The organism is Gluconobacter oxydans (genome assembly GCF_006539685.1).
GTDB classification, from domain to species: domain Bacteria; phylum Pseudomonadota; class Alphaproteobacteria; order Acetobacterales; family Acetobacteraceae; genus Gluconobacter; species Gluconobacter oxydans.
This window is the reverse complement of record NZ_BJNM01000003.1, coordinates 146,791-172,291: the sequence shown is the minus strand read 5'-3', so window position 1 is coordinate 172,291 and position 25,501 is coordinate 146,791. Positions and strand designations below refer to the sequence as shown.

General features: G+C 60.7%; 19 protein-coding genes and 2 tRNA genes. 18 read left to right on the top strand and 3 right to left on the bottom strand.

The genetic code is table 11. The features are described from left to right. A complete protein-coding gene (locus GOX01_RS02665; protein ID WP_024717289.1) occupies window positions 1-357 on the top strand; it encodes a HesB/IscA family protein in 357 nt (118 codons plus the stop codon). Here GOX01_RS02665 and GOX01_RS02660 read toward each other — a convergent pair. The 3 genes from GOX01_RS02660 to GOX01_RS02650 all read right to left on the bottom strand — a co-directional run bounded on the left by GOX01_RS02660 (window position 302) and on the right by GOX01_RS02650 (window position 4,577). Continuing rightward, complete coding sequence (locus GOX01_RS02660) at window positions 302-1,645, bottom strand: class I SAM-dependent RNA methyltransferase (protein WP_034954717.1); 1,344 nt, start codon at window positions 1,643-1,645, stop codon at window positions 302-304. The two genes, GOX01_RS02665 and GOX01_RS02660, sit on opposite strands and share 56 nt — an antisense overlap. Then, window positions 1,620-3,752, bottom strand: a complete 2,133-nt coding sequence (locus GOX01_RS02655) for a DEAD/DEAH box helicase (protein WP_408871924.1) — start codon at window positions 3,750-3,752, stop codon at window positions 1,620-1,622. Before GOX01_RS02655 ends, GOX01_RS02660 begins: the two co-directional genes overlap by 26 nt. A gap of 372 nt (window positions 3,753-4,124) precedes the next feature. Further along, entirely contained in the window at window positions 4,125-4,577 is a 453-nt protein-coding gene (locus tag GOX01_RS02650; RefSeq protein WP_011251690.1) for a hypothetical protein, read from the bottom strand. 180 nt (window positions 4,578-4,757) lie between these two features. On the opposite strand from GOX01_RS02650, the gene GOX01_RS02645 reads away from it, so the two are divergent. The 17 genes from GOX01_RS02645 to tsf all read left to right on the top strand — a co-directional run bounded on the left by GOX01_RS02645 (window position 4,758) and on the right by tsf (window position 25,371). Continuing rightward, window positions 4,758-6,254 (top strand): bifunctional ADP-dependent NAD(P)H-hydrate dehydratase/NAD(P)H-hydrate epimerase, encoded by a 1,497-nt coding sequence (locus tag GOX01_RS02645; RefSeq protein WP_011251689.1) that lies wholly within the window; start codon window positions 4,758-4,760, stop codon window positions 6,252-6,254. A 68-nt stretch (window positions 6,255-6,322) separates the two neighbouring features. Continuing rightward, window positions 6,323-6,407 (top strand) — tRNA-Leu (locus GOX01_RS02640). A gap of 60 nt (window positions 6,408-6,467) precedes the next feature. Beyond that, window positions 6,468-7,799: a trigger factor gene (gene tig, locus GOX01_RS02635; protein ID WP_011251688.1), complete on the top strand. Its 1,332-nt coding sequence runs from the start codon at window positions 6,468-6,470 to the stop codon at window positions 7,797-7,799. A 134-nt stretch (window positions 7,800-7,933) separates the two neighbouring features. After that, the gene (locus GOX01_RS02630) at window positions 7,934-8,581 is read left to right on the top strand and encodes an ATP-dependent Clp protease proteolytic subunit (protein ID WP_011251687.1); all 648 of its coding nucleotides are present in this window, start codon (window positions 7,934-7,936) and stop codon (window positions 8,579-8,581) included. A 196-nt stretch (window positions 8,582-8,777) separates the two neighbouring features. Next, window positions 8,778-10,043, top strand: a complete 1,266-nt coding sequence (gene clpX / locus GOX01_RS02625; protein ID WP_024717294.1) for an ATP-dependent Clp protease ATP-binding subunit ClpX — start codon at window positions 8,778-8,780, stop codon at window positions 10,041-10,043. Between the two features lie 152 nt (window positions 10,044-10,195). Beyond that, window positions 10,196-12,760 carry an endopeptidase La gene (lon, locus tag GOX01_RS02620; RefSeq protein ID WP_011251685.1) on the top strand — a complete coding sequence of 855 codons (2,565 nt, stop codon included), beginning with the start codon at window positions 10,196-10,198 and terminating at the stop codon, window positions 12,758-12,760. A gap of 141 nt (window positions 12,761-12,901) precedes the next feature. Next, complete coding sequence (locus tag GOX01_RS02615; RefSeq protein WP_011251684.1) at window positions 12,902-13,186, top strand: HU family DNA-binding protein; 285 nt, start codon at window positions 12,902-12,904, stop codon at window positions 13,184-13,186. Between the two features lie 75 nt (window positions 13,187-13,261). After that, a tRNA-Val gene (locus GOX01_RS02610) sits at window positions 13,262-13,336 on the top strand. Between the two features lie 19 nt (window positions 13,337-13,355). Further along, on the top strand, window positions 13,356-14,087 hold the full coding sequence (locus GOX01_RS02605; protein WP_011251683.1) for a biotin--[acetyl-CoA-carboxylase] ligase: 732 nt from the start codon (window positions 13,356-13,358) through the stop codon (window positions 14,085-14,087). A gap of 16 nt (window positions 14,088-14,103) precedes the next feature. Beyond that, entirely contained in the window at window positions 14,104-14,916 is an 813-nt protein-coding gene (locus tag GOX01_RS02600) for a type III pantothenate kinase (RefSeq protein WP_011251682.1), read from the top strand. A 40-nt stretch (window positions 14,917-14,956) separates the two neighbouring features. Continuing rightward, window positions 14,957-16,615, top strand: coding sequence for a ribonuclease J (locus GOX01_RS02595; RefSeq protein WP_011251681.1), 1,659 nt, complete (start codon window positions 14,957-14,959; stop codon window positions 16,613-16,615). Window positions 16,616-16,626: 11 nt separating this feature from the next. Then, window positions 16,627-17,943, top strand: coding sequence for a proline--tRNA ligase (gene proS, locus GOX01_RS02590; RefSeq protein ID WP_011251680.1), 1,317 nt, complete (start codon window positions 16,627-16,629; stop codon window positions 17,941-17,943). Next, window positions 17,943-19,193, top strand: a complete 1,251-nt coding sequence (locus GOX01_RS02585) for a lipoprotein-releasing ABC transporter permease subunit (RefSeq protein WP_011251679.1) — start codon at window positions 17,943-17,945, stop codon at window positions 19,191-19,193. Before proS ends, GOX01_RS02585 begins: the two co-directional genes overlap by 1 nt. Next, on the top strand, window positions 19,186-19,881 hold the full coding sequence (locus GOX01_RS02580; RefSeq protein WP_011251678.1) for an ABC transporter ATP-binding protein: 696 nt from the start codon (window positions 19,186-19,188) through the stop codon (window positions 19,879-19,881). The genes GOX01_RS02585 and GOX01_RS02580 overlap by 8 nt, the downstream gene beginning before the upstream one ends. Window positions 19,882-19,948: 67 nt before the next feature. Beyond that, window positions 19,949-23,371: a DNA polymerase III subunit alpha gene (gene dnaE / locus GOX01_RS02575; protein ID WP_011251677.1), complete on the top strand. Its 3,423-nt coding sequence runs from the start codon at window positions 19,949-19,951 to the stop codon at window positions 23,369-23,371. Window positions 23,372-23,563: 192 nt separating this feature from the next. Beyond that, complete coding sequence (gene rpsB / locus GOX01_RS02570) at window positions 23,564-24,361, top strand: 30S ribosomal protein S2 (protein ID WP_011251676.1); 798 nt, start codon at window positions 23,564-23,566, stop codon at window positions 24,359-24,361. 101 nt (window positions 24,362-24,462) lie between these two features. Then, the gene (gene tsf / locus GOX01_RS02565) at window positions 24,463-25,371 is read left to right on the top strand and encodes a translation elongation factor Ts (RefSeq protein ID WP_011251675.1); all 909 of its coding nucleotides are present in this window, start codon (window positions 24,463-24,465) and stop codon (window positions 25,369-25,371) included. Window positions 25,372-25,501: the final 130 nt, after the last annotated feature.

Genomic DNA, 25,501 nt, shown 5'->3' with positions numbered 1-25,501 from the left:
ATGTCCGACGTTGCAACGCGCCGCCTGCTGCCCGCTCTCATGACCCTGTCCGATCAGGCGGCCAGGCGCCTGAAGGCTCTTTACGCAGGCTCCCATCAGGGGCAGCTCCTGCGCATCAGCGTGGGAACGCGTGGGTGCTCGGGACTGTCTTACGAAATGAATTTCGTGACGGCCCCGGAGCCGACTGATGAGCGGATCGAGGATCAGGGCGTGACCCTTCTGGTGGATCGCAAGGCGACCCTGTTCCTGACCGGTACTGTCATGGATTACGAGGTCAAGGACCTCGAATCCGGTTTTACGTTCAGGAATCCGAACGAGAAAGGTCGTTGCGGCTGCGGCGAGAGTTTTCACGTCTGATCCGCTTCACGTCACGTGACAGCACGACCACGGCTTCGACTTCCGTGGACCACAGGAACTGGTCCACGATCGTCAGGCCGATGACCGAAAAGCCTGCGTTCCACAGAGCCTTGCCGTCTTTTTCAAGCGCGGCCGGATTGCAGCTTACATAAACGATGTCCGGCACGGCCGACTTGGCCAGAGGCATCGTTTGTGCGCCCGCACCCGCGTAAGGCGGATCAAGAACCACGGCCCGCGTCGATTTCAGATCATGCGGCAGAAGCGGCTGGCGCCCCAGATCCCGATGAAATCCATCAACGCGGCGTCCACCGGAGGCAGCCTTCAGGCAGTTTGCGGCCCCCAGATTGCCTTCATAGGCCATGACCCGGCCTTTTTCGGACATCGGAAAGGTCAGGGTGCCACATCCGGCAAACAGTTCGACCGTTACGTCCTTCTTGTTGAGCGACGGCAATCCGTCCACAACAGCCGTGACAATGGCCTTCTCGGCATCAGCGGTCGCCTGAAGAAAGGCGGAAGGAGGCGGGGAGACGATCACGCCACCGAAATCTTCCCGGACCGGGCCGGACTGGGCCACCGTCTCGATGCCCAGATCTTTCGGATCCTGCCAGGAGATCCGCGACAGATCATGCTCGCGGGCAAAGGCTGCCAGCTTGAGGCGGTCGGCACTCGTCAGGGGAGCCGGGGTCTGCAGTGTCAGGTCAGGCCCGCTGTCGAGCAGGTTGACCATCAGGCTCCCGCGGCCCGTCAGTGCGCCCAGACTTCCCAGAACCTCACGCAAAGGGGCGAGAAGTCCGAAAATCGCGGGATGCAGGACGTGACATTCCGTCATGTCCACGGGATCGCCATTGCGGCGATGCAGCCCGATGATCACGCCGCCTGGCACGCGCTGGACAGCAAAATCCATGCGGCGCCGGGTTTTCGGCGTTGTCTGGAACATCCGTGCAGGCGGCAGATCCGTGAAACCCGCTGCCGTGAGGGCCTGTGTGACGCGCTGTGCCTTCCAGTCCAGCAGGGCTGGCAGGGAGAGGTGCTGCAACGCACAGCCGCCGCATTCGCCAAACAGGTCGCACGGGGGCGTTACGCGGTCGGGGGATGCGTGAACGATGTCAATGAGTTCGGGATGAGCGGGGGCAAGGCGGACCCGGATGTCTTCCCCGGGCAGAGTGCCCGGGATGAAAACGGTCTGGCCATCAAGATGCGCAACGCCGTCGCCTGCCGCACCCAGTCCTTCAATCCGGAGTTCTGCAACCCCGGTCAAGGTATCATTCATTACCGTAATGGCGCCCATCATGCTGAACAGGAGCAGCAGGATCGGTGCTACCGGAAACCGTGACTTTCCTGCGGCGCGGGACCAGCATGAAAGCGGGCGTATCACCACCAAAGCCCGTCTTTGGCCCATCGTTCTCGAAAGCGGGGGCCAGTTCAACCGAACGGTGGCTGACAGGGGCCTCGATCACCGCGACAGAAGCGACGGCTGTGGGAGCAACCTGCTGAACGGTCTCGCTCTCGTCGCGATCGCCACGATTGCGCTTGCGACCGCCACGACGGCGCTTGCGGGGACGCTGCTCTCCTTCTTCCGCCACGTCCTGCGGTGCGGGCGTCGCGGTTTCGGCCGGGCGGCGTTCACCCTCTTCGGGCGCCCAGTCAACGGTCGTGATGCCTTCAAGAACCGGACGGGCAATTACCTTGCCTGTCAGGGTCTCGATGGCTTCCAGCAGTCTGCGATCGCGCGGGGTTGCCAGGCTGAAGGCATGGCCTTCGTTGCCTGCACGACCGGTCCGTCCGATGCGATGCACATAATCTTCCGCGTTGAACGGCAGATCATAATTGAAAACATGCGACAGGCCGCCGATATCGATGCCGCGCGCTGCCACATCCGAGCATACCAGGAACTTCAGTTCACCAGAGCGGAAACGCTCCAGCGTCGAGAAGCGCAGGGATTGGGCTAGATCTCCGTGAAGATGTCCGGCTTCGATGTCATGCTTGGTCAGATACTGCTGGATCATGTCCACATCGCGCTTGCGATTGCAGAACACGATGGCGCTCTGGACGTTCTCACGACGCAGCAGCTTCTTGAGCGTGCGACGCTTCTCGTCCTCCGGCACGATGACCAGAGCTTCTTCGATCGTCGTGGCCACGGAAGATTGACGCGACACCGTGATTTCCACCGGGTGACGGAGGAAAGCATCGGCCAGACGGCGGATTTCCGGCGCCATCGTGGCGGAGAAGAACAGGGTCTGGCGATGGGCGGGCAGGAGTGCCACAATTTTTTCGATATCGGGAATGAAGCCCATGTCCAGCATGCGGTCGGCTTCGTCGATCACGAGCGTGCTGGTCTGCGTCAGAAGCAGGCCGCCACGTCCGAACAGGTCGAGCAGGCGGCCCGGAGTCGCGATCAGTACATCCACGCCACGGTTCAGCACGTCACGCTGTTCGGCCATGCTCTCGCCACCGATCAGCAGCGCATGGGTCAGACGCAGATATTTACCGTAGAGCTTGAAGTTCTCGGCAACCTGCAATGCCAGTTCACGCGTGGGCTCCAGGATCAGCGAGCGCGGCATCCGGGCGCGGGCGCGGGAGCCAGCCAGCTTCTGGAGCATCGGCAGCGTGAAAGAGGCCGTCTTGCCGGTTCCGGTCTGGGCGACACCCAGAACGTCATGGCCCTTCAGGACTTCGGGAATGGCCTGGGCCTGAATGGGAGTGGGGTGTTCATAACCTAGCTCCTCGATGGCCCGCATGATCGGCTCGCTCAGTCCCAGATCGGCAAAGCGCGGCCTGTCGGACACGTCCTCGGCAACCACGACGGTCTCAACGACGGCGGGTGCCTCAACGGTTTCTTCAACGACAGCCGGTGTTGCAGTGGCCGCTTTGGTGCGGCGGCGCCGTACAGGCTTTTCGCTCTTCGTGGGCTCGGCCTGAACGGCAGGGGTTTCTTCGGCAGCGGGTTCCGGGGTTTCCACGACCGGGGCGGAGGCCTTGCGACGGGAGGGGCGCGCCTTCTTTTCGACGGGCGCTTCTACCGGGGCCTCTGCGGCAGCTGCGACATCCACCTTGCGGGGACGGCCACGACGGCGCGGCGCGGCAGGAGCTTCCACGGTTTCTTCCGTCACGACTTCGGCGGCGGGCTGTTCCACAACCGGCGTCTTGCGGGGACGGCCACGGCGTTTGGGGGCGGCTTCGACCTCTTCCGTCACGGTCTCGGCTGCTTTTGTGGAGCGACGACGACGAGGGGCCGGTGCGGCTGCAGCCGCCTCGGCAGGCTCGGTCACTGCTTCCGGTTCTGTAACAGCCTTCTTGCGGCGTCCTGTCGTTTTCGGAGCAGGGGCTTCGCTTTCAGTCGCGGACTCGGCAGCAGGCGTGGCTGCCTTGCGGGGCCGGCGTGCTGGTGTCTTCACTTCCGCCGTCTTTTCCGTCGCGGGAGCCGCAGTCTTCGTGCGGCGCGTACGCGGTGCCTTGGCAGCAGGAGTTTCCGTTACCGGAGACGTTTCGCCTTCATCGGCAACAGTCGGGGAAGTTGCGGCTGCGGCAGCACGCGAAGCAGAGGGGCGTCCGCGTCTGGGCGTTGCAGTCGTACGGGGCTTGGAAGGACCGGAGGTCGTTTTCGCGCTCAAATGACTCTCGAGACTCTCTTTGACGGCGCACACCCGAATGGATGCGGGCCGGAGTTGAGGGCGGGGCAATTGCCCGCAGCTATAACTGGTGCGTTATCGATAAATGGCAGGAATGGCAAGCGATACGGCCCTTTTGGCGCCGTATCGCATACGATTTCAGATGCCGCGTGCCATTGCGGCGACAAGAATGGTCAGGACACCCAGTCCCGCCATCATGGCGGTACGGCTGCGCAGGGTGTCGAACAGCGCGGGCTGGGGACGCATGGCGCGTCGGGCCCGGCGGAAGGGGCCCTGAACGGTCAGAATGAAAATGACCGCCATGGCGAGGCCCAGAAGCTGCATCGCATTGACCGGCCAGGGCACGGCTGCAAATCCGCCTTCATGGAAAATCAGGCCCCAGCCGCTCAGCAGCGAGAACGGGACGACCTGATAGAGGCCGCGGAAAAAGCGCGTGTAACCCTGAAGCAGGACGGAGTTACGCGGGCCCGGATCCAGCAGTCCGACCGTGGAGCGGACAACGAGCGTCGAATAGATCGAGCCGCCGACCCAGTAGGTCATGCACAGCAGATGGATTGCGAGCACGAGGCTCCAGATGATCGACCCTGTCATTGATCCTCGTCATGGTTGAAAATGGAAAAAAGGGGGAAGAACATTCCCGAAGCATTTCCCTGAATACCCGACGCAAGCCCCTCAGCGCCAGAGGGAAGCGGAATTGAGGGACCCCGAAAGAGGCAACGCAACAGCCGGTCATGCTTTGCTGTCATGAGTCCAGCAGGAGAACGCCCCGAGATGCCAAGCCCTGAAATATCCAGCCCTGTATCCCGCCATCCTTTCGCATTGCTGTTGCCCGAGGAGAGCGACCGCATGGATCATGCGGCTGCTGCCATCCTTCCATCCACACGTCTGATGGAAAATGCCGGATGGGCCGTGGCGCGCGTCATCCGTAACCGTTTTTCGCCGCGTCGTGTCACGGTTGCCTGTGGGCCGGGAAACAACGGCGGGGACGGTTATGTCGTGGCCCGCAATCTCGCGCGGTGGGGGTGGTCTGTCCGCGTTGCCGCGCTCGCTGCTCCCAAACCCGGGACGCCTGCTGCCGAAATGGCTGCATGCTGGACCGGCCTCATGGTGCCGTTCACGGCTGAGGAACTGGCGGGGGCCGATCTGGTCGTGGATGCGGTTTTCGGTTCGGGGCTGAAGCGTCCTGTTGCGGATGATGTTGCGGCTGTTCTTGCGGCCGCCCGGGAGGTCGTTGCCATCGATATGCCGAGCGGCGTGGCCGGAGCCTCGGGTGAAATCCTTGGCAAGGCCCGCGACTGTACGCTTACGGTCACCTTTGTCCGTCCGCGTCCCGGGCATGTCCTGCAACCCGGTTCTGATCTGTGTGGTGAGGTGATCTGCGCCGATATCGGCATGCCTGACGCGGCATGGGACGGCATTACACCCGTTGTGCAGCATAATAAGCCTGGTCTGTGGAGTCTGCCGGTTTCGGGGGACGGGGACTATAAATACCGCCGTGGTGTCGTCAGTCTTTGCGGTGGGGCTGAAATGCCTGGCGCGACCCGGCTCTCGGCTCGCGGTGCGCGCCGCAGCGGGGCCGGTCTTGTGCGGATCTCGGCGGGCGAGGGGGCTCCTGCCTACCGACTCGGTGATCCCGGCCTGATCGTGGACGATGCGCCGCTTTCCGAATTGCTGGAGGATGCGCGACGCAAGGTCTGGATCTGCGGTCCCGGCCTGACTGAAGACGAAGTTGCTGCGACCCTTCCGCAGCTTCTCAAGGCTGACCGGATCGTACTGGCGGATGCCGGGGCACTGGCATGGGGAGCTCAGGATCTGTCGCGGCTGAAAGGGGTCGCGGCCGTCACGCCCCATATCGGAGAATTCCGCAAACTCTTCGGACCGGTCGAAGGTAGTCGTTTGGATGCCGCGCTGGCGGCCGCAAAGCGCATCAACGCTGTTGTCGTCATGAAAGGGCCTGACACGATCATTGCTGCTCCCGATGGACGGCTTGCCATCAATACGCATGCGTCGTCCGCTCTGGCGACAGCGGGTTCGGGGGATACCCTCACGGGTGTGATCGCAGCCCTGCTTGCGGCAGGGATGGACGTCTGGGAGGGCTGTTGCGCAGGTGTCTGGCTGCACGGGGAAGCCGGAATCGAGGCCGGGAAAGCCCATGGTGGCTGGCCCCTGGCCGAGGATCTGGATCTGCCTCTGGGGCCGGCACGGGCGACTGCCACGCGTCTGGCGCGGGAGGCGGGAGACAAAAAGGCGACCGGCTCCCTGTTGTGAAGTCGCGTTTCATGCGCTAAAGGCCGCGCTTCCGAGGTTCGGTAACACGAGCCTGGAGGCCGAGCGCTGCGGGCGTGGTGAAATTGGTAGACACGCCAGATTTAGGTTCTGGTGGCGCAAGTCGTGGGGGTTCAAGTCCCTCCGCCCGCACCAAGCCCGGCTTCCCGAGAAAGAGATTTGACCAACCTACCGACCGAGAGGATCGCCTGGCTCATGCAGGTTACGCCCACGCTCAACGAAGGACTTAAGCGCGCCTTCACCGTCGTTGTCCCGTCTGCCGACCTGCAGGCCCGCCGCGATGCACGACTCGCCGAAGTTGCCAAGACGATCAAGCTTCCGGGCTTCCGTCCGGGCAAGGTGCCGGCTTCCCTCGTCAAGCAGCGCTATGGCGAGTCCGTGAACGCCGAACTGCTTGAGGAAGCCGTCAACGACGCGACCGCCAAGCTGTTCGAAGAGCAGAAGATCCGTCCGGCCATGCAGCCGAAGATCGAAGTGGTTTCCGCCATCGAAGACGGCAAGGATCTCGAATTCAAGGTTGAGACCGAAGTTCTCCCGGAAATCGAAGTTCCCGACCTGTCCGGCCTGAAGCTGACGCGCCTTGGCGCCAAGGTCAGCGAAGAGACCGTCGACAAGGCTCTGAACGACGTCGCCCGTCGCAGCCGCAAGTTCGAGACGATCGAAGAAGACCGTCCGGCCGCCAAGGGTGATGTCCTGTGCGTCGATTTCGTGGGCAAGCTGGACGGCACGCCGTTCGACGGTGGCACCGCTGACGACGTGAACGTCGAAATCGGCGGCGAAGGCTTCATCCCCGGCTTCGCCGAGCAGATGGAAGGCATGAAGGCTGGCGAAGAGCGCGTCATCAACGTGACGTTCCCGGCCGACTATCAGGCTGAAGAGCTGGCTGGCAAGGCCGTGACCTTCGACATCAAGGCGAAGTCCCTGAAGAAGGCTGTTGATCCGGCCATCGATGACGAGCTTGCCAAGACGATCGGTTTCGAGAACCTCGAGCAGATCCGCAAGATCATCACCGAGCAGGCTGAGGGTGAATACCAGCAGCTTTCGCGTCTGCGCATCAAGCGCGACCTTCTGGACGCCCTGTCCGAGAAGACGGACTTCGAAGCTCCGTCCAGCATGGTTGACGCCGAGTTTAACCAGATCTGGGCCCGCGTCGAGGAAGACCGCAAGGTCGGTCGTCTGGACGAGGAAGATGCCGGCAAGGACGAAGAGACCCTCAAGGCTGACTACCGTCGCATTGCAGAGCGTCGCGTGAAGCTGGGTCTGCTGCTGGCTGAAATCGGCCGCAAGCAGGAAATCCAGGTGTCTCGCGAAGAACTCCTCGGTGCGATGCAGCAGGAAGCCCGTCGTTATCCGGGCCAGGAACAGATGGTTTTCGAGTTCTTCTCCAAGAACCCGCAGGCTGTTGAAGGGCTCCGTGGCCCGATCCTGGAAAACAAGGTCGTCGATTACCTGATCGAGCTGGCCGACGTCACCGACAAGGAAGTGACGCCGGAAGAACTGGCCGAGATCCCGCCCGCCGAACTCTGATCTTTCGGCGCGGGAACCAGCGGGCACTCTTCGGGGTGCCCGTTTTTTCCTGCCTGCTCCCTTTGACGGAACGGCATGTCGGGTCCATGTTAGGGAGCAGAAGAAAGCCCATCGGGCATTGAGGAACAGACAGCATGACCATTCGGGATCGTGATCCCCTCGAGGTGTTCAGCAACTCTCTGGTGCCGATGGTGGTCGAGCAGACTGCCCGCGGAGAGCGCTCTTTCGACATCTTTTCGCGTCTCCTTCAGGAGCGCATCATCTTCCTGACCGGACCCGTCTACGATCAGGTTTCGTCCCTGATCTGCGCGCAGCTCCTTTATCTGGAGAGCGTGAATCCCACCAAGGAAATCTCGTTCTACATCAACAGCCCGGGCGGTGTCGTTTCCGCTGGTCTCGCGATCTATGACACCATGCAGTACATCCGCTGCCCCGTGAGCACGGTCTGCATCGGTCAGGCCGCATCCATGGGTTCCCTGCTTCTGGCAGGTGGCGAGAAGGGGCATCGCTACGCCCTTCCGAATGCCCGCGTGATGGTTCACCAGCCTTCCGGTGGTGCGCAGGGTCAGGCTTCGGACATCGAGATCCAGGCTCGCGAAATCCTCATCATCCGTCAGCGGCTGAACGAGATCTATCGCGAACATACCGGCCAGACGCTGGAGCAGATCGAGCAGAAGCTCGAGCGTGACAGCTATCTCTCGGCCAATGAGGCCCGCGAATTCGGCCTGATCGACAAGGTCGTCGAACGCAATCCGCATGAGACCACGCCCGACCCGAGTTGAGGCATTTCCGGACCTGAGAAGCCTGATGCTCCTTACCGGAACAGAAAAGCGGCATTCCGATATGCCGCTTTTCGTGTCTTGGGGCATTTGGGCTCCGGGGTTGCCGAAGGCTCTGACCTCGGCCTAAAGTTAAAGTTCTTTCGCATGTCTGCTGCGTGAATGTGGTCAGGTCGTGCGCAAGGGAAAGGGAACAGCAATGAGCAACAAATCCGGCGATTCCAAGAACACCCTGTATTGCTCGTTCTGTGGGAAATCCCAGCACGAAGTCCGCAAACTGATTGCTGGTCCCACGGTCTTCATCTGCGATGAATGCGTCGAGCTCTGCATGGATATCATCCGTGAAGAGCACAAGACCCATCTCGTGAAGTCCCGCGACGGTGTTCCGACCCCCAAGGAAATCTGCAAGGTCCTTGACGATTACGTGATCGGTCAGTTCGAGGCCAAGCGTGCGCTCTCCGTGGCGGTTCACAACCACTACAAGCGCCTCGCCCATGCCGCGAAGAGCAGCGACATCGAGATTGCGAAGTCCAACATCCTGCTGATCGGCCCGACGGGTTCGGGCAAGACCCTGCTTGCCCAGACGCTGGCCCGTATCCTGGACGTTCCCTTCACGATGGCCGATGCCACGACCCTGACCGAAGCCGGCTATGTCGGCGAGGACGTGGAGAACATCATCCTCAAGCTGCTCCAGTCCGCCGACTACAATGTCGATCGGGCCCAGCGCGGTATCGTCTATATCGACGAGATCGACAAGATTTCCCGCAAGTCCGACAACCCGTCCATCACGCGTGATGTCTCGGGCGAGGGCGTGCAGCAGGCCCTGCTGAAGCTCATGGAAGGCACCGTGGCTTCCGTGCCGCCGCAGGGTGGCCGCAAGCATCCGCAGCAGGAGTTCCTGCAGGTCGACACGACCAACATGCTCTTCATCTGTGGTGGCGCCTTTGCCGGTCTGGACAAGATCATTTCGGCGCGTGGCAAGGGATCGGGCATCGGCTTCGGTGCAGATGTGCGTTCTGATGACGAGCGTCGTCTTGGTGCGATCCTGCAGAGCGTGGAGCCGGAAGATCTGCTGAAGTTCGGCCTCATCCCCGAATTCATTGGGCGTCTCCCGGTCATAGCGGCGCTGAACGATCTGGATGAATCCGCACTGATCCAGATCCTCAGCAAGCCCAAGAACGCGCTGATCAAGCAGTATGGCCGTCTCTTCGAGATGGAAGGCGTCAAGCTGACCTTCACGGAAGATGCCCTGGCAGCGATCGCCAAACGCGCCATCGAGCGCAAGACCGGTGCGCGTGGCCTGCGTTCGATCCTGGAAAGCATCCTGCTTGGTACGATGTTCGACCTTCCCGGACTTGAAGGCGTGGAAGAAGTCGTCATCAACCGGGACGTGGCGGAAAACAAGGCCCAGCCAGTCTATGTCTACGGGAAGGGCAAGTCCGAACCCGCCGAGCAGTCTGCGTAAAAATGGTTCCGGCTCTTGTGCTGGCCCCATCGGCTTTCGACATAACTGACTGAGGTTGTCCGAATTCATGCCGCTCAAGCATGAAAGAAATGTGATCCCGGCGCTGCATGGCAGGCCGGTATCGCAAGATCGTCCCTCTGGAGATCAAGTGAATGACTGACGATACCAAGCCGAAAACCCGCCGCCGCACAAAGAAGACAGACGATGTGGCCATTTCCGAAAAAGCTGCTGCGGCTCCGAAGAAGGTAACGCGCAAGCCACGTGCTGCAGCGCGCAAGGCGGAGCCTGAAGCTGCGGCCCCTGTGGTGCAGCAGCCCGTACGTCATGACGTGATGGCCGTTCTGCCGCTTCGGAACATTGTCGTGTTTCCGCACATGATCGTGCCGCTGTTTGTCGGGCGCGAGAAGTCGGTGAAGGCGCTGGAGACCGTAACGCGCGAGAGCAAGCAGATCCTGCTCGTGGCGCAGAAGGATGTCTCGCTGGACGATCCGTCCGTCGATGACATCTATCGCTACGGTACGGTGTCGACGATCCTTCAGCTTCTGAAACTGCCTGACGGGACCGTGAAGGTTCTGGTCGAGGGGACGCGGCGTGTGCACATCACGCGTCTGTTCGATGTGGACGGGCATTTTGAGGCTGAAATCGAGGAAATCCCCGAGGAGCCTGTTGATGCCGCTCCGGGAAGTGAGATCGAGGCGCTGAGCCGTTCGACGGTTTCGCAGTTCGAGCAGTATATCAAGCTCAACAAGAAGATCCCGCCGGAAGTCATGGTCTCGATCAACCAGATCGAGGGTATTTCCAAGCTGGCCGATACGATTGCGAGCCATCTGAACCTCAAGATTTCCGAAAAGCAGGAAATTCTGGAGACGGCCTCGGCTGCGCGTCGCCTGGAACAGGTTTTCGCGCATATCGAGACGGAAATCGGTGTCCTTCAGGTCGAAAAGCGCATCCGCAACCGCGTCAAGCGGCAGATGGAGAAGACCCAGCGCGAGTACTATCTGAACGAGCAGCTCAAGGCGATCCAGAAGGAACTCGGCGAAGGCGAAGACGGCAAGGACGAGAACTCCGAGCTTGAAGAGAAGATCAACAAGACCCGTCTGAGCCGTGAGGCCAAGGAAAAGGCTCATGCCGAGCTGAAGAAGCTGCGTGGCATGAGCCCGATGTCGGCCGAGAGCACGGTTGTGCGCAACTATCTCGACTGGCTGCTGGGAATCCCCTGGAAAAAGCGCTCCAAGATCACGCGGGAGTTCCAGCACGCCGAGGACGTTCTCGAAGCCGAGCATTACGGTCTGGAGAAGGTCAAGGAGCGGATCCTTGAGTATCTGGCGGTGCAGACGCGCTCGCAGAAGCTCAAGGGACCAATTCTGTGCCTCGTCGGGCCGCCGGGTGTGGGCAAGACCTCTCTGGCGCGTTCGATCGCCAAGGCGACAGGGCGGAACTACATCCGCATGTCGCTGGGTGGTGTGCGCGATGAATCCGAGATCCGAGGCCATCGCCGGACCTATATCGGCTCCATGCCGGGCAAGATCATCCAGGGCATGAAGAAGGCGCGGACATCCAACCCGCTGTTCCTGCTCGATGAGATCGACAAGCTGGGTGCCGACTGGAGGGGTGATCCGTCGTCTGCACTGCTCGAAGTGCTGGATCCAGAGCAGAACTCCACGTTTGCCGATCATTATCTGGAAGTGGATTATGATCTTTCGGATGTGATGTTCGTCACGACGGCCAACAGCCTCAACATGCCCCAGCCGCTGCTGGACCGCATGGAGATCATCAACCTGTCCGGCTATACGGAAGACGAGAAGGTGCAGATCGCGCGCCGTCATCTTCTGGGCAAGCAGGCGGAGGCGCATAATCTGAAGCCGGATGAATGGACGGTCACGGATGATACGATCCGCGAACTGATCCGCTCCTATACCCGCGAGGCTGGCGTCCGGAACCTTGAGCGTGAACTGGCCAAGCTCGCGCGCAAGACGGTCAAGGAAATCATCACGACCGGTGTCAAGCATGTCGAGATCACACCTGAAAACCTCGAGAAGTATGCGGGTGTCCGTCGCTACCGTCATGGCGAGACCGAGACGGAGGACATGGTCGGCGTGGTGACAGGGCTCGCCTGGACTTCGGTCGGCGGCGAGATCCTGACGATCGAGAGCGTGATGGTTCCGGGCAAGGGGCAGGTCAAGCAGACCGGCAAGCTCGGTGAAGTCATGCAGGAGAGCATCTCGGCCGCGCTGTCCTATGTCCGCTCGCGGGCGCAGGACTTCGGGATCCGGCCGCCGCTGTTCGAGAAGCGGGATATTCATATCCATCTTCCCGAAGGTGCGACGCCCAAGGATGGTCCGTCCGCCGGTATCGCGCTTGCGACGTCTCTTGTGAGCATCATGACCCAGATTCCCATCCGCAAGGATGTGGCCATGACGGGTGAGATCACCCTGCGTGGCCGCGTTCTGGAGATCGGGGGGCTCAAGGAGAAGCTGCTGGCGGCTCTGCGGGCGGGCATCAAGACGGTCCTGATCCCCAAGGATAACGAGAAGGATCTCGCGGAGGTGCCGGATAATGTCCGTCACGCGCTCAAGATCATTCCCGTGAGCCATGTGGATGAGGTGCTCAAGATCGCTCTGACTCGTATGCCGGAAGCCATCGAATGGGACGAAAATGTCGACCCGATGGGTGAAATAACGGTGGATAAGACGGCTCCGCAGGCACTTCCACACTGACACTGACACGCTTCTGCGATTCTAGCAGTTGACGCGGGCAAAATCCGCTTCATAGTGCGGCCGCAGATCGAACAAGGCGCCTGAGCCAGAAGGGACTCACCAGAGCCCGGCTCAAGCGCTCTAACACCAGAAAGGCACATCATGGAGAAGCCCCTCAACAAGCAGGAACTGATCGCCGCCGTTGCAGACGCTGCCGATCTTCCGAAGGCCAAGGCCAGCGAAGTTGTCGATGCGGTGTTCAGCACGATCGAGGCGACGCTTGCCAAGAAGCAGGAAGTCCGTCTCGTCGGTTTCGGCAGCTTCGTGACTGCCACGCGCAAGGCCGCCAAGGGCCGTAACCCGCGCACGGGCGAAGAGATCGACATTCCGGCATCCACCTCTGTCCGCTTCAAGCCGGGCAAGGGTCTGAAGGACGCCGTGAGCTGAGAAAGCTCACAAAACGGTTTCGGGTGGCTTTACCGCCATCCGGAACCGTGTATATAGACCGCACACACAGTCTGAGGGCGATTAGCTCAGCGGTAGAGCGTCTCGTTTACACCGAGAGGGTCGGCGGTTCAATCCCGTCATCGCCCACCATAAAGAACATCATGCAGCCATGAGCTGGCGTTTCGAATATCATGAAACGCTCGGGTCCACTTCCGATCTGTGCAAAGCCAGAGCCGAAGCCGGTGAACCCGAACATCTTGCCGTTCAGGCTTTTTCCCAGACATCAGGGCGCGGCACGCGCGGACGGACTTGGACCGACCCGGGTGGCAATCTTGCCATTTCGCTGCTGTTTCGTCCGGCTGATCCTGCGGCTTTCATCGCGGCTCTTCCGTTTGTTGTCGCTGTGGCCCTTTTTGAGACGGCAATCCATTTCTGCCCGGTTGTGACGGGGCCGTCCCGCTTCATGCTTAAATGGCCCAACGATCTTCTGATGGACGGCCGAAAGATGGCGGGCGTGCTGATCGAGACGGGCGGTCCACAGGGCAATCCCTGGGTTGTCGTGGGAATCGGGGCCAATCTGCGGCAGGCGCCCGAAATTCCGGGGCGTCGTCTGGCGGCGCTCTCCGAAGTGACTGATCCGCCGTCTGCTGAAGCTTTCGGAAAGGTGCTGGTGGCACAGATCGAACACTGGACCGCCCTCCGGGAGCGGGAAGGGTTTGCCCCGGTTCGGGCCGCGTGGCTGGCGCGGGCGCACCCGGTTGGCACCCCGCTTGCGGTTCAGCGTTGTGAAACCTATATTACAGGTTCGTTTTCAGGGCTCGATGCGCAGGGACGCCTGCTGCTTGCCTTGCCCCACGGTGAAACCATTCCGGTTGTAACCGGCGATATCCTGCTGGACTGAAGGACCGGACCGCAACGTGCTTCTCGTCATTGATGCTGGAAACACCAACATCGTGTTCGCTGTACACGATGGAGAGTCGTGGCTGGGGCAATGGCGTATTTCGACGAATGAAGCACGAACTGCGGATGAATATGCGGCCTGGCTTCTGACACTCTTCGATCGGGTGGGTGTGAACGCCAAGGCTATTACGCGGGCCATTATCGGGACGGTTGTGCCCGTAGCGCTTTACGAACTGCGCCGTTTCTGTCGTGAATGGCTGGATGTCGTGCCTCTGGTCGCCAATGCAAGGCTGGACTGGGGTATCGACGTTCTTGTCGACAATCCGAATGAACTTGGCGCGGACCGTCGCCTGAACGGTCTGGCGGGTCGCGAGCTTTTTGGCGCACCGCTGATCGTGGTCGATTTCGGGACCGCGACGACCTTTGATGTCGTCAACAGTGCGGGACAGTTCTGTGGTGGCGCGATTGCTCCGGGTGTGAACCTGTCGATCGATGCGCTGCACCGTGCAGCTGCCCGCCTGCCGCGCATGAGCATCGGCCGCCCTACGGCGGCGATTGGCCGCAATACGAGCGTGGCGATGCGCTCGGGCCTGTTCTGGGGCTATGTCGGTCTCGTCGAGGGACTGATCCACCGAATTTCCGATGAAATGGACGCAAAGCCGACTGTGATCGCAACAGGCGGTCTGGCTCCGCTGTTCTCTGAGGGAACGCCGCTTTTTGATGTGCTGGCGCCCGATCTGACGCTGGATGGCCTGCGCCTTCTGGCGGACCGCAATACGGGTCCGCCGCTTTCCTATTCCCCCGAGCGCTCTCAGGGCATCGGGCAATGAATATCACTCTGATTATGCATCATATCTGCAAGGAACAATCATGACAGAAAAACAGGACGGTCTGTCCTTCCTGCCCTTGGGCGGGACGGGCGAGATCGGCATGAATTTCAACCTCTACTGCCTGACGAAGAACGGCCACGACACCTGGCTTGCCATTGACTGCGGCATCGGGTTTTCGGGCAACGATACGCCTGAAGCCGAAGTGCTCATGCCGGATCCGACCTTTATCGCCGATCGTGCGCGGGACCTGTGCGGTCTCGTGATCACGCATGCGCATGAAGATCATCTGGGGGCGGTGGCGCATCTGTGGCCGTATCTGCGCTGCCCGGTCTACGCCACGCCGTTTGCCGCCGCCGTGCTGCGCCGCAAGCTGCAGGAAGCCCATCTGAACAATCAGGTGAAGATCCACGTCATCCGTCCGGGTTCGCGTTTTGACGTGGGGCCGTTCGATCTGCAGTTCGTATCCGTGACGCATTCCGTCGCCGAAGCGCAGGCCGTAGCCCTGCGGACGCCGCATGGTCTGATCGTTCACACGGGTGACTGGAAGCTTGACGAGAACCCGCTGGTCGGTCCGGTGACGGATCTCGAGACGTTCGGCAAGCTCGGTGACGAAGGCGTGCTCGCTATGGTCGGTGACAGCACGAACGTGCTCAAGCCGGGCAAGTCGGAGTCCGAAGCCGATGTGCGCAAGGGCCTGACGGAGCTGATCGCGGGGCTGGAAGGCCGGATTGCCGTGACGTGTTTTGCCAGTAACGTGGCGCGCGTCGAGAGCATCGCGAAGGCGGCCCAGGCTTCCGGCCGTGTGGTCATGATTGTTGGGCGTTCGCTGCGCAATCTTGAAACGGCGGCACGTGAGTGCGGCTATTTCCAGGATCTGCCGCCATTCCTGACCGAGCAGGATGCCCGGGACGTCGAAGACGACAACCTGCTGATGATCATCACGGGTAGTCAGGGCGAACCGCGTTCGGCCCTGTCGCGCATTGCGTCCGACACGCATCCGAACATCGCCCTCGGTGAGGGAGATACGGTGATCTACAGTTCGCGGATGATCCCGGGCAACGAGCAGGCCGTCATGGCTGTACAGGACAACCTGTCGCGTCGTGGCGTGACGGTCCTCACGGACAAGGATGCGAAGGTCCACACCTCCGGTCATGCGACCAGCGAGGACATTCGCACGCTGTACCGGATCGTCCGTCCGAAATACAGCATCCCGACCCATGGTGAGTGGCGTCATCTGACGGCGCATGCCGCTCTGGCGCACGAAATGGGTGCCGAGCCGATCCTGCTGGAAGATGGCGATATCCTGAACCTGTCTCCGGGTGAGGTGAAGGTCGTGGATACGGCGCCGACGGGTCGTCTGGCTCTGGATGGCGGCCGTCTGCTGCCGATGACGGGTGGCGTTCTGGCGGCGCGTCGCAAGATGCTGTTCAACGGTATCGTGCTGGCGAGCTTTGCCGTTGATGACGAAGGCTATGTCATCGGCGATCCGAAGATCAGCGCACCGGGTCTGCTGGAATCGGATGATCCGGAAAGCGTGCGGATTCAGGAAGAATTCGCCGATGCCATCGACCAGATCCCCGACGAACTGCGTCAGGACGATGCGGCGTTCCGGGATGCGGCCAAGACGGCCCTGCGCCGTGCTCTGGGGCGCAAGCTCCAGAAGCGTCCGCTTGTTGATGTTCATCTGCTGCGCGTCTGAGAGAAATACACATGCGTTTGACGAAAGCCTTCCAGCCGACGCTGAAGGAAGTTCCGGCCGAGGCGCAGATTGCGTCTCACCGTCTGATGCTGCGGGCTGGCCTTGTGCGCCAGACCGCTTCGGGCATCTATGCCTGGCTGCCGGCCGGGCTGCGGGTTCTGCGCAATATCGAGCAGATCATCCGTGAAGAGCAGGACGCCATCGGGGCGCAGGAAGTCCTGATGCCGACGCTTCAGTCGGCCGAACTGTGGCGCCGGTCGGGCCGCTATGACGCCTATGGTCCGGAGATGCTCCGCATTCAGGACCGTCATGGCCGTGACCTGCTTTATGGGCCGACGAACGAGGAAATGATCACGGATATCTTCGGATCGTCCGTGAAGTCCTACAAGGAACTGCCCAAGGCGCTCTACCACATCCAGTGGAAGTTCCGTGACGAGGTGCGTCCCCGTTTCGGTGTGATGCGCGGACGTGAGTTTCTGATGAAGGACGCGTATTCCTTTGATGCGTCCTACGAAGGTGCCGTCGCCAGCTATCGCCGGATGATGCTGTCCTATCTGCGTATCTTCCAGCGTCTGGGTGTGCGGGCAGTGCCGATGGTCGCCGATACCGGTCCGATCGGCGGCGATCTGAGCCACGAGTTCCTGGTGCTGGCGCCCACGGGTGAGAGCGCCGTGTTCTTCGATGCAGCGCTTGAGGAGCAGGACTGGCTGAGCCGTCCGGTCGATTGTGACGATGCCGAGAGCCTGGCCACGTTCTTCGCGACCGTGACCGATCACTATGCGGCGACGGATGAGAAGCACGACGAGGCTGAATGGGCCAAGGTTCCGGCCGAGCGCAAACGTGAAGGGCGTGGCATCGAAGTCGGTCACATCTTCTATTTCGGAACGAAATACACCGCGTCCATGGGAATCGAAGTGAGCGGTCCGGATGGTGCGCCGTTCCATCCACACATGGGCTCTTATGGCGTGGGCGTGTCGCGTCTGGTCGGTGCGATCATCGAAGCGTCGCATGACGATGCTGGCATCATCTGGCCGGCTTCCGTAGCACCCTATCGCGCCGCGATCCTGAACCTGCGTCAAGACGACGAGGCATGCGATGCGATCTGCGACCGCATCTACGGCACCGATCCCGAGAACCTGTTGTACGACGACCGCTCTGAGCGGGCTGGCGTGAAGTTCAACGATGCGGATCTGATGGGACATCCCTGGCAGATCATCGTTGGACCGCGCGGTGCCAAGGAAGGCAAGGTCGAGCTCAAGCAGCGCGCCACAGGCGAGCGGTTTGAGCTGTCGGTCGAGGACGCTCTGGCGAAAATCGGAGCAGCCTGATGTTTGGCCGCTTTGAGCGCATGGTGGCGGGGCGGTATCTCCGCGCCCGCCGTGGCGAACGTTTCGCCTCGATCATTGCCATTTTTTCCCTGATCGGGATTGCGCTTGGAGTGGCAACGCTCATCATCGTTATGTCGGTAATGAACGGGTTCAAGGCTGATCTGATGGGACGCATCCTTGGACTGCACGGCGATCTGACGGTCTATGGCTACGGGCGTCCCATCGAGGCTTACGAAAACGATGTTGCCGCAATCCGGCAGGTTCCGGGCGTAAAATCTGTTATCCCCATGGCGCAGGGCACTGTGCTGGTTGAAGCGGGACGCTTCTCGTCCGGGGCGGAAATGCAGGGCGTGTCCCAGCAATCGCTCCGGGACTGGACGGCGCTGAGCAGCGGGATCATTGCGGGAAGTCTGAACGACTTTACCGGCGATAATGCGGTTGCGATCGGCACGACAATGGCGGATCGTGCCGGGCTGACGATCGGGTCTCCGATCACGCTTCTGTCTCCGGACGGGCAGGCGACGCCGTTCGGGACGATGCCGCGGGTGAAAACCTATCATGTGGCCGTCATTTTCGACGCCAACTGGAACGATTATAATTCCAGCATTGTCCTGATGCCGCTGCCTGCAGCTCAGAAATTCCTGATGCTGGGGCCATCCGCCGTTTCGCTCATTCAGGTCTCGACGGCTGATCCGTCGAATGTGCAGCCGACGCGCAAAGCGATTGCCGCGCGTCTCGAAGACCCGCGCCTGCGCGTGCTGGACTGGACGCAGAGCGCAAACGGCTTTCTGGATGCTGTGACGGTCGAGCAGAACGTGATGTTCCTGATCCTGACGCTGATCATCCTTGTGGCAGCATTCAACGTCATTTCGTCGCTCATCATGATGGTGAAGGACAAGACGCGGGATATCGCCGTGCTGCGAACGCTTGGTGCAAGCCGGGGCGCAATCATGCGGATTTTCCTCATGTGCGGTGCGTCTGTCGGAATTGTTGGGACTGTAGCGGGCTCGGCGCTGGGCATTGCGTTTGCGCTGAACATTGAGCGGATCCGCCAGTGGCTCCAGTCGCTCACGGGGACGAACCTGTTTAATCCGGAAGTCTATTTTCTGGAGCGCCTGCCAGCGAAACTGGTGTGGTCGCAGGTCTGGGAAGTGATCGGGATGTCGCTGGTCCTGTCGCTACTGGCGACGCTGTATCCGTCCTGGCGGGCGGCGAGAACCGATCCGATCGAGGCGCTGCGTCATGAATGAAGTTTCAACGGGTGCGAGCGCCCTGCGCCTTGAAGGCCTGACACGCCGTTTCCGGTCGGGTGAAGAAACGCTCGAAATCCTGAGCGGAGCGGAATTCGAGCTCCGGGCTGGCGAAATCGTGGCGCTGGTGGCGCCGAGCGGAACCGGAAAGTCCACGCTCCTGCATCTTGCAGGACTGCTGGAAGCGCCGTCGGCGGGTACGGTCTTCGTGGCGGATCGTCCGGCCAGCGGGCTGAGCGATACGGTCCGGACCGCAATTCGGCGCGATCAGATCGGGTTCGTGTACCAGTTCCATCATCTGCTTGGTGAGTTCACTGCATGCGAGAATGTCATGCTGCCGCAGTTGATCGCAGGTGTATCACCACGCAAGGCGCGAGAGCGGGCACGGGATCTGCTGGGCCGCTTTGGGTTGTCACATCGTCTTGATTCGCTGCCGGGACGGCTGTCGGGTGGCGAGCAGCAGCGGACGGCAATTGCGCGTGCGCTGGCCAATCAGCCGAAGCTGCTTCTGGCGGACGAGCCAACCGGCAATCTGGATATCGGTACAGCCGATCATGTGTTTGGCGAGCTTCTGCGTGTGGTGCGGGAAGAGGGCGCGGCGGCCCTGATCGCCACGCATAATGACGAACTGGCCTCCCGCATGGACCGGACTGTGACGCTGCGGGATGGAAAGCTCGTTCCGTTCTGACGCCTGATGTGGAGCGGGGATATCAAATTCTCCTGTATCCGCTGCCCGTCCCTGATAGAATGGCGGCATGTCTCATGCCGATTTTGTTCATCTCAGAAATCATTCCGCGTACTCCCTGAGTCAGGGCGCAATCCGGATTCCGGAGCTTGTGAGCCTGGCAGCCAAGAATGGCATGCCGGCCGTCGCCCTGACGGATAGCGGCAATCTGTTCGGTGCGCTTGAGTTCTCGCTGTACTGTCGCAGCAATGGTGTTCAGCCGATTGTCGGCTGCCAGATTTCACTCCCCCCGCGCAGCACAAAACCCGGAGCGATGTCCGAGCCGCTAGTGGTTCTGGCGCGGAATGAGGAAGGACTGGCAAATCTCCAGATCCTGTCGTCTGAAGGATTTCTGAACGGCGATCCGGCTGATCCTTCGGTTGCGGTCGACTTTCTGTGTCAGCATGCGGCGGGACTGTTTCTGCTGACGGGCGGCAATCGCGGGCCGATCAACAAGCTGATCCTTGAAGAACAGAAATCTGAGGCGCAGGCCCTTCTGAGCCGTCTGGAAGAAGCTTTCCGGGGAAATATCGCGGTTGAGTTGAACCGGTTCGGAGAGGCAGGGGAGCAGGAAGTCGAAAGTGTTCTGATCCCGATGGCGGATCAGATGGATATTCCCTTGGTCGCCACCAATGAATGCTTTTTCCCCAAGCCTGAAATGCATGAGGCCCATGATGCGCTGCTGTGTATCGCGCAGGGCCGCACTATTGCGGAAGAAGACCGCTGGCATGTCTCTCCGCAGGCTTGGTTCAAGACGCCTGCGGAAATGCGGGCTGTCTTTCATGATCTTCCGGAAGCCTGTGACAACACGCTGATCATTGCGCAAAAATGTGCGGTGGCGGCCTGCACGCGCAAGCCGCTACTGCCGATTTGTCCCAAGGTCCGCGAAGGCTCGACGGAAGAGGAAACGCTTCGGGCCATGGCCTGGGAAGGGCTGGAAAAGCGTCTTGACGCGATCAATGCGGGTGAAGAGAAGCGCAAGCTTTATTCCGAGCGCCTTCAGGTGGAGCTCGATATCATCGCGCGGATGGGCTTCCCGGGCTACTTCCTGATTGTTGCCGACTTCATTCAGTGGGCCAAGGCGCATGATATTCCGGTCGGGCCAGGGCGTGGATCGGGTGCAGGCTCGCTGGTGGCGTATGCGCTGACGATTACGGATATCGATCCCATTCCGTTCGGACTGCTGTTCGAGCGATTCCTGAATCCTGAGCGTGTTTCCATGCCGGATTTCGATATCGATTTCTGTCAGGACCGCCGCGATGAAGTGATCCGGTATGTGCGCGAAGAATATGGCGGAAGCCGTGTCGCGCAGATCATCACGTTCGGAAAGCTTCAGGCCAAGGCCGCTGTGCGGGACGTCGGTCGTGTGCTGGGATTGCCTTATGGGATGGTCAACCGCGTCGCAGAACTGATCCCGAACAATCCAGCCAAGCCTGTTTCGCTGTCAGACGCGATTGAGGGTGAACCACGGCTTCAGGAAATGCGGGACAGCGATGAGTCGCTCAAGCGTCTCATGGAAATCGCGTTGCAGCTTGAAGGTCTGTACCGTCATGCATCTACCCATGCCGCGGGTGTGGTGATCGGTGATCGCGAACTGGTAGAGTTGGTGCCGCTGTATCGCGATCCGAAGAGCGACATGCTCGTGACGCAGTACAACATGAAATATGTCGAGCAGGCTGGACTGGTGAAGTTTGACTTCCTCGGCCTGACAACGCTCACCATTCTCAAGCGGGGTCTGGATTTCCTTAAAGAACAGGGGATTACGGTTGATCTCTCACGTATTCCTCTGGATGATGCGAAGACGTTCGAGATGCTGGCCAAAGGCGATACGGCCGGCGTGTTCCAGTTCGAAGGCGCCGGCATGCGGGACATGCTCAAGCAGATGGCGGCCAGTCGGCTGGAGGATCTGATTGCGGGCGTGTCGCTGTATCGTCCCGGACCGATGGCAAACATCCCGGATTATTGTCGCCGCAAGCATGGCGAGCCTTGGGAGCCGCCTCACGAGGAAATCCGCGATATTCTTGAAGAGACCTATGGGATCATGGTCTATCAGGAACAGGTCATGCAGATCGCCCAGAAGATGGCGGGCTACAGTCTGGGTGGTGCGGATCTGCTGCGGCGTGCGATGGGCAAGAAGATCGCAGCGGAAATGGAGAAGCAGCGCGCGATCTTCACCGAGGGGGCAACAGCGCGTGGCATCCCTCAGGAAAAAGCGGTCGAAGTCTTTGATCTTATGGCTCGTTTTGCGGATTATGGCTTTAACAAGTCGCATGCCGCAGCCTATGCGCTCGTGTCCTATCAGACAGCCTGGATGAAGGCGAACCATCCGGTCGCGTTCCTCGCGGGCTGCATGTCTCTGGCACGGGAAAAGACGGACAAGCTGGCGGCTTTGTGTCAGGAAGCACGGCGAATGAATATTCCCGTGTTACCCGTTGATATTAATAAATCTTTGGCAGATTTTTCTATTGAAACGCTGGAAGACGGGCGTCAGGGGATCCGTTATGCGTTGTCGGCCATCAAACGTGTGGGCGCGGCCGCGATGCAGAGTGTCGTGGCTTGCCGTGGGGACAGACCGTTTCAGGATCTTACGGATTTTGCGGAGCGCTGTGATCCGAAGAGTCTGAACAAGATTCAATTGGAAAGTCTTGCAAAAGCAGGGGCTTTCGACAGTCTTCTCAAAGAACGACATATCGTTTTTTCGAGTGCCGACATTCTGTTGCGTCGGGCGCAGGCGCGGGCCCAGGAGCAGCAGATGGGTCAGGCTGGACTTTTCGGGGGGGCGGGTCAGGAACGTGAGATTCTGCGCCTGAACGAAGGTCGCCCCTGGCCCGACTTTGAACGTCTCTCGCTGGAAGCTTCGGCTATCGGGTTTCACATGAGTGCACATCCTTTGGATGCGTATCGCAGCGTCCTGAGGCGGCTGGGTGTAACGCCATCCAATGCGCTGGAAAATGCTGCAAAAACAGGGACTACGCGCGTCAAGATCGCAGGCTGTGTTGTGGATCGTAAGGAGCGGCCGACACGGACCGGCAAGAAAATGGCCTGGGTCAATCTGTCCGATAGTGGTGGCGGATGTGAGGTCACGCTGTTTTCCGAGACGCTGACATCCTGCCGGGATCTGCTGGTGGCGGGACAGGCCATCCTGGTGACGGCGGAACTCAAGGTGGATGGCGATGCGCTGCGGATCACAGCTCAGAATGTCATGGATCTGGAGGTCGCGGCTGCGGCCGAGCGTTCGGAAATCCGCGTCTGGCTGAAGGAGGATGCGTCCCTGCCGGATCTGGCTTCTCTGCTGGAAGAGGTTCAGGGCGGCTTGGGGCGTGTGAAGCTGCTGCCTTCCGTGGAGGAGACGCAGGATGTCGAAATCTCCATTCCGGGACATTACCGGGTGACGCCACGTCTTGCGGAGCGGCTGCGGACATTGCGGGGGGTTGAGAAGGCCTTACAGGTCTGACCGGGGCAGTATTGTGTGAAACTCTGCTGACAGGTCTTGCGTCTGTGGGCATTTTCCGCCATATCGCGACCGTTCTTCTACGGAGTTTTCTCCGGATGAGAGCAATCCGCACGCATGGCTCTAGGGTTTTCTGGTGTCCCCTCGGGGACGTTGCCATGCGGAGGTTCAACCAGACGCAAGGAATTCTGAATCATGGCAATGCCTGATTTCACCATGCGCCAGCTCCTTGAAGCCGGCGTTCATTTCGGTCACCACACCCGTCGCTGGAACCCGGCCATGGCGCCGTACCTGTTCGGTGTGCGTAACCAGGTTCACATCATCGACCTGCAGCAGACGGTTCCGATGCTGGACCGCGCCCTGAAGGTTGTCCGTGATACGGTCGCCAACGGTGGTCGCGTCCTGTTCGTCGGCACCAAGCGCGCCGCGGCTGACCATGTTGCTGAAGCTGCACAGCGTTGCGGCCAGTACTACGTCAACCATCGCTGGCTCGGCGGCATGCTGACCAACTGGAAGACCATCACGGGCTCCATCAAGCGTCTGCGCCAGATCGACGAGATGCTGTCGGGTGACACGGCCGGTCTGACGAAGAAGGAAGTTCTCGACATCACGCGTGACCGCGAGAAGCTCGAGCGTTCCCTCGGCGGCATCAAGGAAATGGGTGGCCTGCCCGACCTGCTGTTCGTGATCGACACGAACAAGGAAAAGCTGGCGATCGAAGAAGCCACGAAGCTTGGCATTCCGGTCATCGGCGTTCTGGACAGCAACTCCAACCCTGCTGGTGTGACCTATCCGATCCCGGGCAACGATGACGCCATCCGCGCCATCACCCTGTATTGCGACCTGGTCTCCGGCGCGGTTCTCGACGGTATTTCCGCCGAGCTGGCTGCTTCTGGTCAGGACATCGGTGCTGCTGAAGAACTGCCGGCTGAGACGGCTGTTCTGGAAGCCGCCGCTGCTGAAGGCGCAGAAGCTCCCGCTTCCGCTGGCTGAACAGACTGCCGGAGTCCGGTTATGGAAAACGGCAACTGAAACATGGCATGCGGCCGGGCGAGTTCGTCCGGCCGCATGATCTTTTTTGAGGGATGAGATAAATGGCAGAAATCACAGCAGCCCTGGTTCGCGAACTTCGCGAAGCCACTGGCGCAGGCATGATGGATTGCAAGAAGGCCCTGACGGAAGCTGCCGGCGACATGGAAGCCGCCATCGACTGGCTGCGTACGAAGGGTCTGTCCCAGGCTGCGAAGAAGTCCGGCCGTACGACGGCTGAAGGTCTGGTCGGTGTTGCGTCCGCCAAGAACCGCGCTGCCATGGTCGAAGTGAACGCCGAGACGGACTTTGTGGGCCGTAACGAGGCATTCCAGGCATTCGTCGAGCAGGTCGCTCACGTGGCTCTGGAAGTCGGCGACGATCTGGACGCCATCAAGGCTGGCAAGGTTCCGTCGGGCCGTACGGTCGCTGACGAACTGACTCACCTGATCGCCACGATCGGCGAGAACATGGCCATCCGTCGCGCCAAGGTCCTGTCGGTCGAGTCCGGCGTTGTTGCCAGCTACGTCCACAGCGCACTGCGTCCGGGCATTGGCAAGATCGGCGTTCTGGCCGCTCTGGAAGCGCCGTCCGAGTCCGACGCCCTGCTGACGCTGGGCCGCCAGATCGGCATGCATGTTGCTGCGACCCGTCCGGCTGCCCTGGACGTTGCCAGCGTTGATCCGGAAGCCCTGGAGCGCGAGCGCGCCGTTCTGATCGAGCAGGCCCGTGAATCCGGCAAGCCGGAAGCCATCATCGAGAAGATGGTCGAAGGCCGTATCCGCAAATTCTACGAAGAAGTCGTTCTTCTGGAGCAGGTGTGGGTTCTGGACGGCGAAAGCCGCGTGGCCAAGGTTGTCGAGAAGGCTGGCGCGAAGCTGGTCGGTTTCGAGCGCTTCCAGCTCGGTGAAGGCATCGAGAAAGAAGAGAGCGACTTCGCTGCTGAAGTCGCCGCTGCTGCCGGCACCAAGTAAGGTTTTCCGTTCCTGTCCTGATCCGGGTCTGCCCGGTTCAGGTCGGGCTCGAAAGTCTGTAGAAAGGCCCCTGTGCGCTCCGGTGTGCGGGGGCTTTTTGCGTTTTGGCGTACGGATCGGGGAGGATGGA

What these genes read in the sequence shown, in the direction of transcription:
- GOX01_RS02595 (WP_011251681.1), top strand. Translation starts at nt 14,957, where the DNA reads ATGACAGAAAAACAGGACGGTCTGTCCTTCCTGCCCTTGGGCGGGACG.
- rpsB (WP_011251676.1), top strand. Translation starts at nt 23,564, where the DNA reads ATGGCAATGCCTGATTTCACCATGCGCCAGCTCCTTGAAGCCGGCGTT.
- clpX (WP_024717294.1), top strand. Translation starts at nt 8,778, where the DNA reads ATGAGCAACAAATCCGGCGATTCCAAGAACACCCTGTATTGCTCGTTC.
- GOX01_RS02650 (WP_011251690.1), bottom strand. Translation starts at nt 4,577, where the DNA reads ATGACAGGGTCGATCATCTGGAGCCTCGTGCTCGCAATCCATCTGCTG.
- GOX01_RS02660 (WP_034954717.1), bottom strand. Translation starts at nt 1,645, where the DNA reads ATGGGCGCCATTACGGTAATGAATGATACCTTGACCGGGGTTGCAGAA.
- proS (WP_011251680.1), top strand. Translation starts at nt 16,627, where the DNA reads ATGCGTTTGACGAAAGCCTTCCAGCCGACGCTGAAGGAAGTTCCGGCC.
- GOX01_RS02630 (WP_011251687.1), top strand. Translation starts at nt 7,934, where the DNA reads ATGACCATTCGGGATCGTGATCCCCTCGAGGTGTTCAGCAACTCTCTG.
- GOX01_RS02645 (WP_011251689.1), top strand. Translation starts at nt 4,758, where the DNA reads ATGCCAAGCCCTGAAATATCCAGCCCTGTATCCCGCCATCCTTTCGCA.
- lon (WP_011251685.1), top strand. Translation starts at nt 10,196, where the DNA reads ATGACTGACGATACCAAGCCGAAAACCCGCCGCCGCACAAAGAAGACA.
- tsf (WP_011251675.1), top strand. Translation starts at nt 24,463, where the DNA reads ATGGCAGAAATCACAGCAGCCCTGGTTCGCGAACTTCGCGAAGCCACT.
- GOX01_RS02665 (WP_024717289.1), top strand. Translation starts at nt 1, where the DNA reads ATGTCCGACGTTGCAACGCGCCGCCTGCTGCCCGCTCTCATGACCCTG.
- GOX01_RS02605 (WP_011251683.1), top strand. Translation starts at nt 13,356, where the DNA reads ATGAGCTGGCGTTTCGAATATCATGAAACGCTCGGGTCCACTTCCGAT.
- GOX01_RS02580 (WP_011251678.1), top strand. Translation starts at nt 19,186, where the DNA reads ATGAATGAAGTTTCAACGGGTGCGAGCGCCCTGCGCCTTGAAGGCCTG.
- GOX01_RS02585 (WP_011251679.1), top strand. Translation starts at nt 17,943, where the DNA reads ATGTTTGGCCGCTTTGAGCGCATGGTGGCGGGGCGGTATCTCCGCGCC.
- tig (WP_011251688.1), top strand. Translation starts at nt 6,468, where the DNA reads ATGCAGGTTACGCCCACGCTCAACGAAGGACTTAAGCGCGCCTTCACC.
- GOX01_RS02615 (WP_011251684.1), top strand. Translation starts at nt 12,902, where the DNA reads ATGGAGAAGCCCCTCAACAAGCAGGAACTGATCGCCGCCGTTGCAGAC.
- dnaE (WP_011251677.1), top strand. Translation starts at nt 19,949, where the DNA reads ATGTCTCATGCCGATTTTGTTCATCTCAGAAATCATTCCGCGTACTCC.